This window comes from Allostigmatella hybrida, from assembly GCF_020103775.1.
Classification (GTDB): Bacteria; Myxococcota; Myxococcia; order Myxococcales; family Myxococcaceae; genus Hyalangium; species Hyalangium aurantiaca.
In genome coordinates this window covers 1-15,245 of record NZ_JAHXBH010000018.1, presented here as the reverse complement: position 1 = coordinate 15,245, position 15,245 = coordinate 1, and the positions used below count along the sequence as shown (strand labels likewise).

Annotated in this window: 8 protein-coding genes; 1 reads left to right on the top strand and 7 read right to left on the bottom strand. The window is 67.0% G+C overall.

The window, feature by feature from the left end:
• Nucleotides 1-132: 132 nt before the first annotated feature.
• The 3 genes from KY661_RS24125 to KY661_RS24115 form a co-directional block, all read right to left on the bottom strand.
• Nucleotides 133-3,933 carry a serine/threonine-protein kinase gene (locus tag KY661_RS24125; protein ID WP_225412452.1) on the bottom strand — a complete coding sequence of 1,267 codons (3,801 nt, stop codon included), beginning with the start codon at nucleotides 3,931-3,933 and terminating at the stop codon, nucleotides 133-135.
• 113 nt (nucleotides 3,934-4,046) lie between these two features.
• The gene (locus KY661_RS24120; protein WP_225412451.1) at nucleotides 4,047-5,126 is read right to left on the bottom strand and encodes an SGNH/GDSL hydrolase family protein; all 1,080 of its coding nucleotides are present in this window, start codon (nucleotides 5,124-5,126) and stop codon (nucleotides 4,047-4,049) included.
• Nucleotides 5,127-6,430: 1,304 nt separating this feature from the next.
• On the bottom strand, nucleotides 6,431-8,647 hold the full coding sequence (locus KY661_RS24115) for a hypothetical protein (protein WP_225412450.1): 2,217 nt from the start codon (nucleotides 8,645-8,647) through the stop codon (nucleotides 6,431-6,433).
• A gap of 112 nt (nucleotides 8,648-8,759) precedes the next feature.
• On the opposite strand from KY661_RS24115, the gene KY661_RS24110 reads away from it, so the two are divergent.
• Nucleotides 8,760-8,969, top strand: coding sequence for a hypothetical protein (locus KY661_RS24110; RefSeq protein ID WP_225412449.1), 210 nt, complete (start codon nucleotides 8,760-8,762; stop codon nucleotides 8,967-8,969).
• Nucleotides 8,970-8,975: 6 nt separating this feature from the next.
• On the opposite strand, the gene KY661_RS24105 is transcribed toward KY661_RS24110, so the two are convergent.
• The 4 genes from KY661_RS24105 to KY661_RS24090 form a co-directional block, all read right to left on the bottom strand.
• A complete protein-coding gene (locus KY661_RS24105; protein WP_225412448.1) occupies nucleotides 8,976-9,983 on the bottom strand; it encodes a multidrug resistance efflux transporter family protein in 1,008 nt (335 codons plus the stop codon).
• A 4-nt stretch (nucleotides 9,984-9,987) separates the two neighbouring features.
• Nucleotides 9,988-11,169 (bottom strand): trans-sulfuration enzyme family protein, encoded by a 1,182-nt coding sequence (locus KY661_RS24100; protein WP_225412447.1) that lies wholly within the window; start codon nucleotides 11,167-11,169, stop codon nucleotides 9,988-9,990.
• Nucleotides 11,166-12,773: a B12-binding domain/radical SAM domain-containing protein gene (locus KY661_RS24095; protein ID WP_225412446.1), complete on the bottom strand. Its 1,608-nt coding sequence runs from the start codon at nucleotides 12,771-12,773 to the stop codon at nucleotides 11,166-11,168. The genes KY661_RS24100 and KY661_RS24095 overlap by 4 nt, the downstream gene beginning before the upstream one ends.
• A gap of 376 nt (nucleotides 12,774-13,149) precedes the next feature.
• Nucleotides 13,150-15,000 (bottom strand): OPT family oligopeptide transporter, encoded by a 1,851-nt coding sequence (locus KY661_RS24090; protein ID WP_225412445.1) that lies wholly within the window; start codon nucleotides 14,998-15,000, stop codon nucleotides 13,150-13,152.
• Nucleotides 15,001-15,245: the final 245 nt, after the last annotated feature.

The following is a 15,245-nucleotide window of genomic DNA, read 5'->3' as shown; positions in this document are numbered from 1 at the left end:
CAGCGTTGTGAATCTAGCAAAGCATGGAGCGGGCCAACGTGGGGGCCCCCCGGGGTGCCTGCTACCCCCTCGGGCAGGGCATGAGGTGTAACCGGTTCTGTTACAGCCTCCGGGGGGATGTAACCCGGGGCGCTACAGCGGGGCGCGCAGGGCCTCCAGGCGCGCGCGCCACAGGGGGGCTCCCTCGACGGCCTGGTGGGCCTGCTCCAGCCACTGGCGGGCCTCGGCCTCCTGTCCCTTCCGCCGGGCGCGCTGGGCGGCCTGGAGGAGCAGCTCCATCATCTCGTCGGCCGAGGCACACGCGCGGGCCTCCTCCACGAGGAGCTGCCAGGCGTTCGCCTCCGGCGGGGCGCCGTCGGTGGACTCCTGGACCGTCAGCTGCACCATGCGGCGCATGATGGCGGTGGGCGGCAGGGACTCCGGGGCGCAGCGCGCTTCGATCCACCGCAGTTGCCGGGCCGCCTCCGCCAGGTCTCCCAGGGCCAGTTGGATGCGCGCCACGAGCAGGGCATCGAGCGGCACGGGGTGCTCCTGGAAGAAGCGCACGCCCAGCTCGTGCGCGCGCTGGGCCAGCGGCAGGGCCTCGTGGGCGCGGCCCTGCATGTACAGCACCTCGGCCAGGTTGAAGGTGGCCCAGCGCTCCACCTGGGCATGGCCCAGCTCCCGCCCCAGGGACAGGGCGTGGCGCAGGTCTTCCTCCATCTGGGGCACGTCCCCGCGCTTGAGCCACAGCAGCACCCGGGCCGTGTACGTGGCCGCGCGCTGCAGCGTGTCGCCCGCGCGCTCACACCGGACGAGGGCCTCGTCGAAGCAGCGCGCGGCCTCGGGGGTTTGCTCCAGGAACGTCAGGGTGGAGCCCAGCATCGCCAGGGCCACCACGTGCGTCTCATGGTCCCGGGCCCACTCGGCCCCTTCCGCCGCCGAGCGGAGGGCTCTGGCCGCGGGCTCCCACTCGCCCAGCCGCACGTGCAGCCGGCCCCGCGCCAGGGTGCAGCGCAGCGACAAGCGGGGATCATCCAGGCGCTCGATGCGCTCCAGCGCCTCGCGCGCACAGGCCGACGAGCCCTCCACGTCCTCCATCCAGTCCCGCGCGGTGGCCTCTTCCAACAGCAGGTCCACCACCCGGGTCTCGTCCCCCCGGGCCACGGCCAGGGCGCGCGCGGCGGCGAGGTCCGCGAGCCCCTCACGGAAGAGCTGGAGCCGGTGGCGCACCCGTCCCCGGCCCGCCAGCGCCTGGGCGCGGGGCTCCTCCTCGCCCTCGGGGAGCAGCGCGAGCGCGCGCGTGTAGTGCTGCTCGGCCTCCACCAGGAGGTGGGCGGTGCGCGCCTCCTCCGCCAGCGCGAGAAACGCCCGCGCGGCCTCCTCGTGCGCGCCACACCCCGCGGCGTGGTGGGCGCGTCGGCGCTGGGTGGCGGTGTCCGTGCCGGACAGGGAGTGCAGGGCGGCGGCGTGCAGGGCGCGCCGAGGGGCGGAGGGCACCGCCGCCTCCAGGGCTTCCCGCAGCAGGGGGTGACGGAAGGCGAAGCGGCCCGGGCCCACCGGCTGCATCAGCCCGGCGCGGACCAGCCGCTCCAGCCCTGCGCCCGCATCCCACGCGGCCCGGGGCCCCGTGTCCTGCCGCGCCTCCAGGTGGCGCATCGCCGCATCCACCCGGCTCACCCCCACTTCGTGGCCCAGCACCGCGCACAGCCGCGCCAGCACCTGGTGGACCTCGGGAAGCCCGGCGAGCGCGCGCGCGGCGAGCCGCTCGAAGAGGGGCGTGGCCGAGACGTCCAGCAGTGCATCCGGGGCGACATACCAGCCCCCGCCGGGCGAGGCGCGCAGGGCCCCCGCCGTCCGCAGCGCCCCGGTGAGCTCCACCAGGGACAGGGGCACCCCTTGGGCGAGGTGCTCCAGCCGCGCCAGGACGGGCTCGGGGATGAGCTCCACGGGGCGGAGCAGGTGCAGCAGCAGCGCGCGGCTGGCGTCGGGGGGCAGCGGGGGCAGGGCGGCGTGGGAGACGTGGGCGCTGCGCTCGCCGAAGTGGGGCCGCAACCCCCGGAGGGACGGGCGGGCGGCGAGGAGGATCCACAGCGGGGCGTGCGTCCCCGTGAGCGTGGCCATCTCCAGCGTGTCCAGGCTGGTGGGGTCCGCCAGGTGCGCGTCGTCCAGCAGCACCACGCACGGCGCCTCACGGGCGCTCTGGCGCAGGCCCTCGGCAAGGGCACGCGAGGTGACGTGGCGCTGGGCGCCGGAGGAAGCCGCCGTGCCGAGGGGGCCCCGGAGGCGCAGCGCGGCGGCGTCCCAGAGGGCCTGTTGCAGGGCATCGGGCGAGGTGCTGTCGGGAGGCAGCGCCCGCAGCCGCAGCACGCGGATCCGCCCCGGGGCTTCCAGCCGCGCGGCGAGCGCCTCCAGCAGGCGTGTCTTGCCGTGGCCCGTTTCGCCGGTGAGGACACACAGGCCGGGGGTTCGAGCCTCCAGGCAGCGAAGGGCCTCCGCGCACAGTCCGTCCAGCAGCGCCTCGCGGCCCACCAGCGGCGCGGGCCCGGTGTTCTGCGGAAGCGCCACGGCCTCGCGCGCCAGCAGGTGCTCGCCCCCGGGCCCTTCGTGGGTGGCGCCGGGCCCCAGCCGCGCGCGGGCCTCGGCGGTGACGCGGACCTCGCCGGGAGGACCGTCTCCCGGCCACCAGCGCTCGGGCGAGGACAGGGCTGCCCCGGCCACGCGCGGGGTGTTGACGCCGGGGCGCACGTACACCTCGGCGAGGTGGAGGATGGCGGTGGCTGTGCCCTCCTCGGTGAGCTTGCGCGCCGCGAGCGCTCCGGCCCGCAGGCCCGCTTCCGCGGAGAGCCGCTCGGGGAAGACGGCGAGGGAGCCCCAGGCGCCGCTTCGGACCAGGAGCCCTCCGTGGGCTTCGAGGACGGTGAGGACCGCATCCACGGTCGCCTCCGTCCGGAGGCCCAGGATGGCGAGCATCCGGAGCCCCTCGCGGGGAGGACGCTCCTCTTCGGAGGCCGGAGGCGGGACGGTGCCGAGAGGGTCCGTGAGCTGGCACGCGGCCTCGAAGGCGTCGAGCACGTGGGAGGCCCGCGAGAAGCGCTCGGCGGGGTTCTTGGCGAGGCACTGGCGAAGGACTTCGTCGAGACCCGCGGGCACCCCGGCGTGGGCGGAGACGGACGGAGGGCGCAGGCTGACGTGGCCGTGGCGGATCTCCTCCACGCTGCCGGTGAAGGGCGGGGCGCCGGTCAGCAACTCGAAGAGCAGGATGCCGAGCGCGTAGAGGTCGGCGGCGGCGCCCGCCTCGCGGGCATCGAGGCACTGCTCGGGGGCCATGTAGAGCGGCGTGCCCAGCCGCTGCACGGAGCGGACGTCCTGGGCCGAGGCCTCCGCTTCCGGACCTTCGAGGAACCGCGCGAGCCCGAAGTCGAGGAGGCTGAGCGTGCCGCCTTCCCGGAGGAAGATGTTCTCGGGCTTGAGGTCCCGGTGGGCGAGGCCCACGGCGTGGACCCGCTCCAGGGCCGCGCACAGCCCCGCGAGCAGCTCGCGGACCTGCGGCAGCCGGGCGGTGCCGTTGCCCGGAAGCGTGCTCATCCAGGCGGCGAGCGTCTGGCCGCGCAGGGCCTCCAGCACGAGGAAGGGGTGCCCCCCAGCCGTGCCGTGCTGGAGCAGCTCGGGGGCGGTGGGCGCGCCCACTCGGCGCAGGGCGGCGGCCTCGTGCGCGAAGAGGCCGGGGTGGGGCGTGAGGCCCATCTTCACGGCCACCTCGCGCCCATCCTCCTCGCGGTAGGCGGTGAAGACGTGGGAGAAGCCCCCGGTGCCGAGCAGGCTCGCGCCCCGCAGCCCGGGAACGGCGGGCAACGGCAGGGGCTCGGGGAGGAGGGCGGGCTGGGGCTGCCCGCCGTGCACGGGACACACCGCGCCGGAGGCGAGGCGGCGGTGACAAGCAGGGCAACGCATGGGGCCCGGAGAGGTTACCAGAACCGGGCCGCCGGGGACCTCGGCGAGGGAGGAGACCTTCGCGGGAGGGCTGGAGAACGCCTGCCCGGGGGACTGTCAGGTGCGCAAGCCCCTCAAGGCGCATCCGGACGGACGGTCCACGTGCCGTACCACGGGCTGCCCTGAGGGTCCTCGGCGGCTGCCACCCCCCGGAGCACTCCGTCCCTCAGGGTGGCACGGAATTGCACCTGGGCCTCCAGGAAGGACCCGTCGTGGATGGAGAAGGAGGCGGTGTCCCCCTCCAGACGAACATGGATGGGGGCCTCGGCGGACCGCCCGCGCATCGTGAGCCGCGCATGGCCCACGGCTTCGGAACCCTGGGGCGCCAAGAAGAGGCCCAGGAGGGCCGGGGACATGCCCTGCTCCTTCGGATAGAGGCTCAAGGTTCCGCTCCACCGGCCCGCGAGCCGCGCGGGCACGAGGGGCTCGCCTGGGGAGAGACTTGGAAGCGTGGGGGGCGGTGGCGGGGGAACGGTGAGCTCGGGCAACGGATCCGCGAGCGCCACCTCGGAGCCCACCTGTTGCAGGTATCGCGCGAGGTGCTCTGGCAGGAAGGCGAGGGACACCGGCGCTCCCAGACACGGCCGACGAAAGAGGGAAGAGAACATCACACAGGCGGACAGATAGGTGCCCGCGGGGGCGGGATGGCTTCCGTCCTCCGCGTACAGCTCAAGCGTGGGGCGCTCGCGCCGTACGCGCTCCCAGGCAACGCCCACGGGGGCAAGGCCCGCGCCCAGCTCGGAGGCCATGCGTGCATAGGCGTGGGTGAGCAGTCCTTGCGCGGACAGGTCCTCCCGGCGAGACCAGGTCATGTACAGGAGAGGCTTCGCGCCGGCGGCAGTGGCCTGGGCTACGAGCTGGCGCACCACGGGGAAGAAGATCGCCTCGGGCGGGCCGAGGAAGGCCTCGCCGTCGATGTGCATTCCGCCGAGCTGGCTTTGCTCCTGGAGCACCACGTACTGCCAGTCCCCCTCGCGGATGCGCTGGGACGCCACGCCCTGCCGCAGATGAGACCGCAAGGTCGCCCCGCCGAGAGCAATGGCCTCGGTGCTGAACGGGAAACCAGGCAGCAGGTGCTTCACGAAGGCCGCGAGCATTCCCGGGAGTTCATTGACTGAGGTGTAGCTGTTGCCGATGAAGAGGACGCGCGTCATGGGGGCTCCAGTTTGAGCCCACGAGGTCCTCGTGTGTTAGCCTTGTCTCCGCAGGCTTGAGGGGGGGAAATGATGCGTTGGCAGAAAGCGGGCTTGGCTACTCTGGCGCTGATCGGGACAACAAACTGTCCTCACTCTTTCGGCCGGGGCGGTACGGTCGACAGGGCCATCCATAAGGACACGATGGAGTTGTACCAGGCTGGCTGCACTGACGAGGAACGTGTCACCGTCTGCGAGGACAAGAGCCCTGAGAAGTGCGAGGAGATTTGCGGCGAATGAGGTGGCAAGCCCTTCCAGGAATCTTGGCAGCAATTGGCTTGCCCCTGCCGCTGATCCTATTGTTCATGTTTTCTTTACGAGCTGTGGAGCATGTGCCGGCAGGACAGGCGTCGCGAATCAGTCCGGTGTTGGACGTTGAAGAACGCACTCGCCGCTCAACCTATAAGCGGCGATGCCGGACCCACTCGGATTGCGACCCTCCCTTGGGATGTTTGGCGGATGGACGCCGCGGGATTCTTTACTGCATTGACAGCCAATGCATGGCAGACACTCAATGCCCTGACGGTCTTGTCTGCCGGGGGATCGAAACCGTGGGCAGAGGTCCTGTCGTGAATGTCTGCGTGCCCATTGGTCCGCGCCGTCTGGGGGAGCGGTGCAGTGGGCTCTCCCGCCATGGGGATGTAGCTTGTCGCGAGGAACTCAGATGCGGTGGACGCCAAGGGTGGTGCGGCAGCCCCTGCTCTCTTCAAGAAGAGGGAAGCTGCCCCAAGGGCTTTTTCTGTGCAGACGTGAATCCGGAATCTCTCTGCCTGCCGACTTGCCAGCAGACGGGCTGTCCCCAGGGGCAACAGTGCATTCGTTACGATGACGGTGTTTCTGCCTGTGCGGAGGTCTATGGAGACAACTGTCAGCAGTCTTCGTGTCCCACATCTCAGGAGTGCCGAGTCCGTGACTTTCGAGTGAACCCAGACGCGGTATGGCTGGCCTGCACAGCTTCCTGCCAAGGACGGGGGACTACGTGTCCTGCTGGGCATGTTTGCTTGGGATTTGTCTGCACGCCTTCTTGCCAGCCCGAGGAATCCGGGGCTTGTGGACAAGGTTTCCGGTGCAGCCAACGCAAAGCAGACTCTCCGTGGCGCTGCGTGCCGGACTGGTAGTCCCGGAGGAGTGAGGGCAGCCAGTTAAGAGCAATGCCTTTCAAGGTTTCAAGAAAGCAAGAAGCTGATGCTGGACGCGCTGCTGAAGGAGTAGAGGGTTGCCTCCTCCGAAGATCGCCCAGTCGCCCGATGCGTACAAAGGTTTGCTCAGACGGTGTAACGCCGCATAACTTCCATAGAAGTAACTTGTCGTTGTGGATCCTCTTTCCATGCGCCGAATTCGAGCACAACCTCAATCAATGCGGGTCTATCTAAAGCCTGCATAATCCCAATTGCACGTTCGCGCCGCGTTACGTGCTTCACCGAACGGGTATATTCCGTTAGAATTTCTCGAGAGAGTTCGCGTCCCGAAGCGAACGCGAACACCAGATTGTCCTTAATGTACGTAAAGGCACTGAACCCATTCTTCGCTGCGCTTCGGTGGCGGATCCCCACCTCGTGCATGAACTGTGCGCGTTCTCCAGGCCCGAGTTCAAGCAGTGCACAAATTGCTTCAATGAATCCTTGTGGCTGCCCTGATTCTAGATGCTGAATAAGGCGCAGCAATGGCCCGGCCAGTCCCCATTGGGGTCTTGCTGTGTGCGCCTTTTTCAAGCCGCTTCGATGGGCATAGTAGTCGTCGATCGCTTGTGACAGGATTGGGACCAAGACCGTGGCGTCTCCAGTCCCTTCAAACCGAAGCCCACCCATCAGGTAGCCCGAAAACAGTTCGATTTCGGAAGACGCCATCAGTTGAACAGATGTTGAGGCATGCCTGCGCTCAATGTAATGGATGAGCTGACCCATGCCATCCACAAGTTCTGTCATGACCTCAAGATCATGGAGAGCCACAGCCCAAGGAAGAGGTCCTTGAGGCAGAACGCCAAGTTTGACCAAGTCACCCAATCTTGTCACATGTGCGGAAAGATCATCAAGCGTGGTTGTCAGCAAGACTACTCGTGTAAACTGTTCTTTTGTGATGTTTATGCGGGTCCCATTCTTGAGATTGAACTGAGCGTTCGGCTGAGACCTGATGAACTGAAGCGCCCTTGTGGCTTGTTGATACGCCTCGCTTACAAGCGAGTCGAGATCGTCCATCGCGCTCGGAGCGCCTCTTCGGGCGGCCAAGCGCACAGCGCCCGCCTTGGCTTCAACGAGAAAGAGCACCGTATCTATTGCTAGCAGTCCATCCAGTTCGAAACGTTGTGTGCCTTTGCCAAGCCCCTCATCAAAGTCATACTCAAGGCTGCTCCATGCTTTCGCCTTCGGGGAGCGCCGAGAAACCAACTCCAACGTTCGCGCTTCTAGATAGCGCCCACGGGCCCGTTCATAAGTTCGCCATGTGCGTGGATCGGTTTTCTTTAGCAATTTTTCGAAAGCTGGCTTAAAAGCCAGTGGAAGCTTAGGCGCAAGGTGGATGAACCAGATGTCCTCTCCAAGATTCAATAGAGGCGACAGTTCAAGCGGTTCATGAATATTCGGGAGGTTGTCGCCAGTCGGTGACTGGACCAAGCCAAGTCCAAAAAAATTAAGAAATGCTCTTGATTCGTCTTCGCTGTGACGAGACGCTTCTGCGAGTTGAGTTGGTGTCACCTCGTAAAGCTGTCTGATTTTTCCAAGAGATGCATTTATCGTCACTCGCAAAGAGTCATCCTTTTTTGGCAGGGAGCTTTGCAGCAGCGCAAGTCTGTGCGAGAGCAGTTTTGTGAGCCCCGTGTATAAACTCCATGCACTATGGATATCGAACCCTGTCATTGTTCGAAGTGGATCTTGAATGGCGTTAAAGAGCATCAAGTGTTGCTCGTACAGTTGATGAAGGTGGAGTGGTTGACGAATTAGAAGTTCCTGGTGTCTTACGTGAGCTAGAAATTCGTCCTGAATTGAAAATTCATCATCATCTTTTAATAGAGAAGCAGCCAAGGTCTTCTCAAAGAGAAGGCCTATCAGTTCATCCTCGCATGCGAGGACAGAGTCAATTGTCTCTCGCGTGAGGTTTCCTTTTTGAGCCCACATGGTGGAGGCTGAGGTCAGATAAATCCAGGTTGGATACTCTACAAAAACCCAGGGAAGTCCAGATAAGGCTGGCCTTAATTGGATCATATCTACCAAGAAAACTTCTAGAGATAACGCGGCAAGCAAATCCAGGGGGGGCGCAGGCATCAACAGAGTTCGAAGTTTTGCGCTCTTTGCCTTCATGAGGTCCTGAAGAAGAGGCGCCCGCTGGCGAAATTTCTCTTTCGCAGCTTGATGCGCTGCCGGAGAAAAAGCCTGTTTGGGGACCAAAAAGTCGCCCTTTCTTTCATGGGGGACATTCTTAAAAAGCTCCTGTCCTGGAGTTAGCGTTGCTTGTCGTCTTGATTTTTTCGTGCGACTGTTGCGTCCCATTCATGGCTCCAAGAGTCTGGTTTTCCAACCTATAGTAGGTACCGAGCTCGTCCATGGGACGAAAACATGGCCGGAAGTCCCGGAATGTGATTCGGTCCCGTCAGGAACTCCTGTGAACCCTGCGGACCACATTCCCGACGTGAGAGACGGCCTCACGCGCGCCGAGCGCATCATCCTCGTGACGCTCCACCGCTTGGAGCAAGAGCGCTCCGGCCGCTCTGTTCCCACGGCTATGCTCTATGGACATGTCGTCGAGCAGATCAACCTGAGCCAGGCTGAATTTCAGGCCATCCTCACCCGGCTCGTGGGCCGCCGCTCGTAGCCCATGTCATGGGGTGTCAGGTTCGTTGCGTGGGGGCGGGGCCACGGCCGCTTGCGCGGGCGTTCCGGCGGCAAAGCCGATGATACCGCCCGTGGCCAGGAGCACCCCGAGGAGGGCTTCCGGGGCTGGCCAGGACATGCCCAGCAGCAGGACTTCACCGGCGAGGGCGAAGACCACCTCGCCCGCCTGGGTCGCGTCGACGGCGGCGATGCTGTAGGCATCCTGGGCCGCATTGCGTGCGCGCAGAAACAGCGTGGTGGCGATGACGCCGGAACTCAGGGCCACCACGAGCGTCTGGAGGATTTGCGAAGGCATGGGTGCTGGCGGGCGCACCACGGCGAGCAATCCGATCCAAAAGGGAACCGAGCCGAGCACCAGCAGCAGCACGCAGGAGGCCGCATCCGTGAGAATGGGTGACGCGATGGGGGCGATGCGGGCGCTGGTGCCGTGCCGTGCCGCATTCAGCATCTGGTTTCCAAACGGGTAGGCGAAGGCCGCGACGAAAACCGGCAGCACTCCGAGCAGGACCTCGCGCGTCGTCATTCCTCCGCGCCAGGACTGCAGGTTCACGAGGACAATGCCCCCCATGACGAGCGCGATGAAGAGCATGCCCCGCCAGGGAACGCGCAGGCCGAAGGCCCTGAGCACCAGCGGAGAGGCCAGCAGCGTGGACTGCCACGTGACGGCGACGACCCACCCGGGGGCATGGCCCGCCGCGAAGCAGACGCTGCTGTAGAAGACGCCACAGCCGATGCTGCCGGCCAAGAGCCAGAAACCGGGGCGCTGGAAGAAGAGGCGCACCATTGCAGCCAGCCACGGCCCCCCGCGCCGCCCCCACAGATAGCCGGCGAGCAGCAGGAGCATCGCGATGTAGCGCAAGCTGGCGCTCCAGACCCAATGCCCACCGGCCAGGCTCATGGACCGGTTGAGCACGAACGTCAGGCTGAAGAAGAGCGCCGCCAACACGCCCAGCGAGACGAGCCGCCACAGGTGGGCAGAGCGTTCCGGAGGCATGGCGTTACATCCCCTCGAAGGCTTGGAGCAGGTCCGCCAGGATTTCCGAGGCTGGTTCCAGGCCGGCATAGATGCGCAGGCAGGTTCCCTCGGCTTGGGCGCGCGAGGCGGTCCGCCATTCATTGGCATCGAAGACCGTCACCAGGCTGTGCGTGCCACCCCACCCATACCCAATCCGGATGACGCGAAAGCGATCGACCCGTGCGAGCACGGCGGCCCGGGTGAGCCCCCGGAACGAGAACGACAGCAGGCTGTTGGTCCCCGTGAAGTCCCGCTGCCACAGGTCATGGCCTACGGCTCCGGGCAAGCAAGGTTGGAACAGCGTGTGAAGGGCCGGATGCCCGGCCAGTCCCTCCAGGACATGGCGCACGGTCTTTTCCTGGTGGGTGAGCCGGAGTTCGAGCGTCGTGAGCGCGAGCGCCGCCCGGGCGCATGCCTCGGGGCAGACGTGCAGCCCGAGCAGGGCCGCCTGATTCTTGACCCTTCCGTGCAGTCCCGCGTCCCGGGTCACCACCGCCCCCAGCGAAACGCCCGCCGGGGCCGCGTGGTATTTGGTCAGGGAGAGCACCGAGATGTCGGCCCCGTGGGAAAACGGCTCGAAGCAGTGCGAGGCGGCCCAGGTGTTGTCGAGCACCGTCACGGCCTTGTGGCGCCAGGCCCCCCGGCAGAGGGCGGGCACATCCTGGACCTCGAACGTCAGGGAGCCGGGAGACTCCATGAACACCACGCGCGTGTTGGGCCGCAGGTAGGGCTCGATATCGGAGATGTCTGGCGGATAGTACGTGACGTGAATACCGCAGGGCACCAGGCACTGATCGATGTACCAGCGCGTCGTGTAGGTCACCGTGTCAACGATGAGGACATGGTCGCCTTGCTTGAGCAGCGCGGACAGCGTGGCGGCAATGGCGCTCTGCCCTGAAGGGGCCAGGACCGCGTGGGCGCCCCCTTCGAGGCCGGCGACGGTCCGGCTCAAGGCCTCCGTGGTCGGGGTCCCCACCCCGCCGTAATAGAAGTTCTCGTAGGGGCTGCCCCCGGACCGGCTGAGCGAGTCGCGATCGAGTGGCGTGAGGGAGCGCGTGTCCGGAAACAGCACCGTGGTCGCATGGATGGCTGGCAGGACGGGAATCTCGACGTTGCCAACGGGGAATATTCCCGCCTGGAGTGCGCGATGGGTCTTGGGGGTCACGGGCTCTCTTCTACCAGCAGCGGCGCCTCGGCCGGAGTGGGCATGGCCAGGGTGTCCAGGAGGGACGTCACTTCCCTCACTTCATGCAGCAGCGGAGCGCCTGCCTGGGGCAAGGGGTAGCGCACGGAGGCTTCGCCGAAGCGGTGGAAGCACTCCAGGAAAGGTCCTGGAGGCGTGCCCCAATCCGTGTAGTCGTACCCCGTTCCACCATCCTGGCCGCACAGCGGATGCTGCACCGCCCAGTTCGCGCTGATGGGCTCTGGCATGCCATAGCGGGCGCGCATCGCCCGCAGGGCCTCCAGGAGCTCCAGACGGCTCTCATGGGGCTCGCCCAGTCCAAAAAGGACCGCGCAGCCACAGTGAATGCCGTTGTCGCGCAGCAGCTCCATCGCCCCGTGGATGCGCGACAACCAGGAGGACCGCTTGTGGCCGAGATCCTTGCTCATGCCGCCAATGGTCTCTGGGACCAGCGTTTCGATGCCTACGAAGACATAGCGCAGGCCGATGCGCGCCATCCGTGTGAGCTGCGCTTGACGGGTGAGGATCTGGTCGATCGTCAACTGCGCTCCGAACTGGATGTCGAGCGGGTGGGCCTCCATCCGCTCCGCGAACCGGTCCACGAGCCGTGGACTGCCCCCCAGGATGACCGAGTCCTCCACGAACGCGCTGGCCCCCCGGCAGGGATGATCCTCGGCGATGACGGAGACCGCCTCCTCGAACTGCCGGTGAAGCCGATCCGCGGCGTTCATCACGTCCTGCAAGCCGCCGGTCACCGAGCTGCGCTCGCTGCAGAAGGCGCAATCGTAAACGCACCCGCGGCCCGTATCGCTGAAGGCGTGGGCCGTGATCCTCCCTCCGAACACGGAGAAGGAAGCGGCGGCTCCGAACATCCGGGTGGGAGAGGGCAGGCTCCCATAGGCAATGGGCACCTTGGCACTGAGCAACGTCACGGGCAGGTCCCCATCGAGGATTCCGGCGATCCAGTCGCCGGGAGTCCGAGGGTCGAGACGCGCCAGGATCGAGCGAGGCCCGCTCACGGTGCCCTCCTGTTCGGCTTGCGCGACTGACTCTCCCAGGGCGGTCACCAGGTGCTCGCCATCACCTGCGACTACCAAATCGAACACCCGCGGGATGCTGCCGGTGGCCATGAGGCGAAGGGGGGAGCTGGGATGGTGCCGGACATGGTCCGGTACACGGGCGTGGTGGCGCTCCAGGTACATGGACTCGCTTGCATGCCGTCCGCCCAGGACAACGAGGACACGGTCTCCCAGAATCTCCTTGGCCAGCTGCGCGCAGGCCACCGCTCCAGGAAGGCACAGGGTCATGGCGCCAATCAGGAGCAGGTTGGGCCGCTCGCGGTGCAGCAGCTCGGCGAAAGCGGGCAGCTCGTCGAGGGAGTACATGAGCATGACATGGGAGCGCCTGGCCGCGCGTGTTCCCACCCAGTTGCTGGAGGACCATGCGCTCGATGAATCGAACGTCTTGAGGGCGGCATGACGGCAGGCATTGAAGAGACTCGCCGGATCCCGGCTGTTCAATGCACGGGGATTCTTGCTGCCCTCAATCCAATCCGGTGCGGACACGGCAACGGCTCTGAGCGTCATGGGCAGAGTTCCTCGAAGAAGCCAGGGAAAGCCTGGGGCCCATCAGGAGACACCCGCGCGAGCGCTGTGCCTCAACGGATACCCAACACCCCGGAAAAATCTATCTTCCGGGAATATGCAATTCTCCTAGCATGCGATTCCTTCGGGAGGCAATGCTGAAAGTGATTGAGGCAGTTCTGCAAAGGCTCATGGAAATCGTTTAGCCATGCCATCCAAGCGATGTGCCGATGGAGGCATTTTTTGCAGTGCGCGTCAGTATGGGAAGAAGTTTCCTGAGGTGGGCGGCTGCTCCCTTGAGCCCTGGCCGTGCAAATGATTGCATCCGCTCAGGATGTTCTTTTCCAGAGCAAGGCATCCCAGGAATGTTGGCCAGACGTCAAAGCGATTGCAGCCCCACGATGGCCACGCCGACGAGCCCTTCCCCGGCGATGAGCCCTGCGGCGAGGGGCAGCACGCGGCCCTCCACGGCGGAGGGGCACAGGCGCCGGACGGCCTCCGCGGCCAGTCCTCCCAGGAAGAGCCCGAAGGAGGTCGAGGCGGGCAGCAGACATGCCAAGCCCATGCCCAGGGGGGAAGGCACCCAGCGCCGGGCACGCTCCGGCAGCAGGTGTTCCGCGAGCGTGAGCACCACCGCGCCCAATGCCGCCCACGCTCCGGCCAGGCGCAAGTCCGAGGACAAGCCACTCACGCCCGAGGAGAGCACCTGGGACAGGCTCGCGGTGGTGAAGGCGGCGGCTGCGGGAAAGTGCAGGCCTCCCAGCGCGGAGCGATCCGGCACCAGCAGGTAGAACAGGGGCACGGCGGCCACGGCGCCCACCCCGGTCCCCAGCAGTTGCGCGAGGAATTGGCGCCGGGGATTTGCCCCCAGCAGGTGCCCTGTCTTGAGATCGCTCAGCAGATCCGCCGCGGCGGACGCGGTGTTGACGGTAATGCCGGCGGTCACCAAATTGGCCACGACGTTGCGCGGCAGCAGGGCGCCATAGGTGAGCTGCGTCACCTGCCCCAGCGAGCCCACGGGGGTGACATCCGTCTCGCCCGTCACCCGGCACGAGATGAGGCACAGGAAGAAGGAGAGCACCACCGCGAGCGCGGCATGGGGCACCGGAACGCCAAACCCCGTGAAGGCCAGCCACACGGCGGCGAGGGCGAGCACGGCGATGCCACCCACCAGCCATCGGCGGGGCACCTGCAACGCATCCACCGGCTGTGGCACCGAGCCCCGGAGCGACCGCAATCCTTGCCACGCCCGCTTCAGCGCCCGGGCTTGGAGGGCAAAGCGCAGCAGCGAGCTCGTGGTGAGCGCCGCGGCGCCCGGCCAGAGGCTCCAGGTGAGCAAGTCCTGCAGGCCGCCCCCGGCAGGCAGGAGGCCCGAGGCGAACACGTGCGGCCCCACGAGCCCATGCATGAGCAGCGCCCCCAGGCACAGCGAGGCGGTGATGCGCAGCCCCAGCAGGGCGCCCGCCCCCACGGGCAGAAGGCTCGTCTCCAGCGCGAAGCCCAGCCGCTCCAGGGGCACGCCTCCCAGGGCGCCCGGGAAGGCCAGGGCATACGGAATGCGCTCCAGCGCATCGCGCCCCAGCGTGACAACGCCCGACACCAGCCCGCCGAGGCCCAGCGCGCGCAGGCGGGGCCGCGCCTCATGCCCCGTGGCGTGCAGCGAGCGCACGGTGACGGCGGCGGCGGTGCCCGTGGGGAAGGGCAGTTGCTCCCGGTCCACGAACTGGCGCTTGAAGGGCACGGCGAAGAGCACGCCCAGCGCGGACAGCACGAACGTCCACGGCAACAGCACCCACGCGGGCGGGTGGTGGCCGGTGGTGAGCAGGTACGCGCCCTGCACGGACACCAGGGCGCCCCCGGTGGCATAGCCCGCGGCGGAGGCCACCGCCTGGGCGCAGCACAGCTCCAGCGGGGACAGCGGCCCTCCCGCGAGCCCCGGTGCCAGCCGGCGCAAGGCCCCGTGCGTCGCGAACGCCAGCAGCCCTGCGGTGACGGCCACTCCGAAGGAGGGCCCCACCTTCAGGCCCGCGTACAGGTTGGTGGCGCACATGATGGCGCCCAGCCCACTGCCCAGCAGCACCGCGCGCAGGGTGAGCTGCGGCAGCCGGTCCCCCTGGTACACCTCCCGGAGCCAGTACGCGTCCGCCTCCTCCGGCGTGGCCCCGGGAATGCGCAGCACTGTCAGCGATGCAGGGGTGGGCGCAGGGGAAGGGGACGGCGAGGAGGCCATGGGGCAGGGGCCATCTTGGCCTGAATTCCCCGGCCCCACCTACTCAGCCGTTCGGCTACGGGGGCGGCTGCACCGCCAGGTACACCGTGCTCCAGAGCTGCGCGGCGTTGGACTCATCCACGAAGCGGTCCTCCGCGATGGCCGCCTCGGCGAACGAGGCGTACTGCGCCTAGGAGTGTGTTGAGCTAACGAGCCAGGGGCGTCGGGCGGACGGCTCGGCGCCTGGCTCCTCCACGGGGAGCGAG

What these genes read in the sequence shown, in the direction of transcription:
- KY661_RS24125 (WP_225412452.1), bottom strand. Translation starts at nt 3,933, where the DNA reads ATGCGTTGCCCTGCTTGTCACCGCCGCCTCGCCTCCGGCGCGGTGTGT.
- KY661_RS24120 (WP_225412451.1), bottom strand. Translation starts at nt 5,126, where the DNA reads ATGACGCGCGTCCTCTTCATCGGCAACAGCTACACCTCAGTCAATGAA.
- KY661_RS24115 (WP_225412450.1), bottom strand. Translation starts at nt 8,647, where the DNA reads ATGGGACGCAACAGTCGCACGAAAAAATCAAGACGACAAGCAACGCTA.
- KY661_RS24105 (WP_225412448.1), bottom strand. Translation starts at nt 9,983, where the DNA reads ATGCCTCCGGAACGCTCTGCCCACCTGTGGCGGCTCGTCTCGCTGGGC.
- KY661_RS24095 (WP_225412446.1), bottom strand. Translation starts at nt 12,773, where the DNA reads ATGACGCTCAGAGCCGTTGCCGTGTCCGCACCGGATTGGATTGAGGGC.
- KY661_RS24090 (WP_225412445.1), bottom strand. Translation starts at nt 15,000, where the DNA reads ATGGCCTCCTCGCCGTCCCCTTCCCCTGCGCCCACCCCTGCATCGCTG.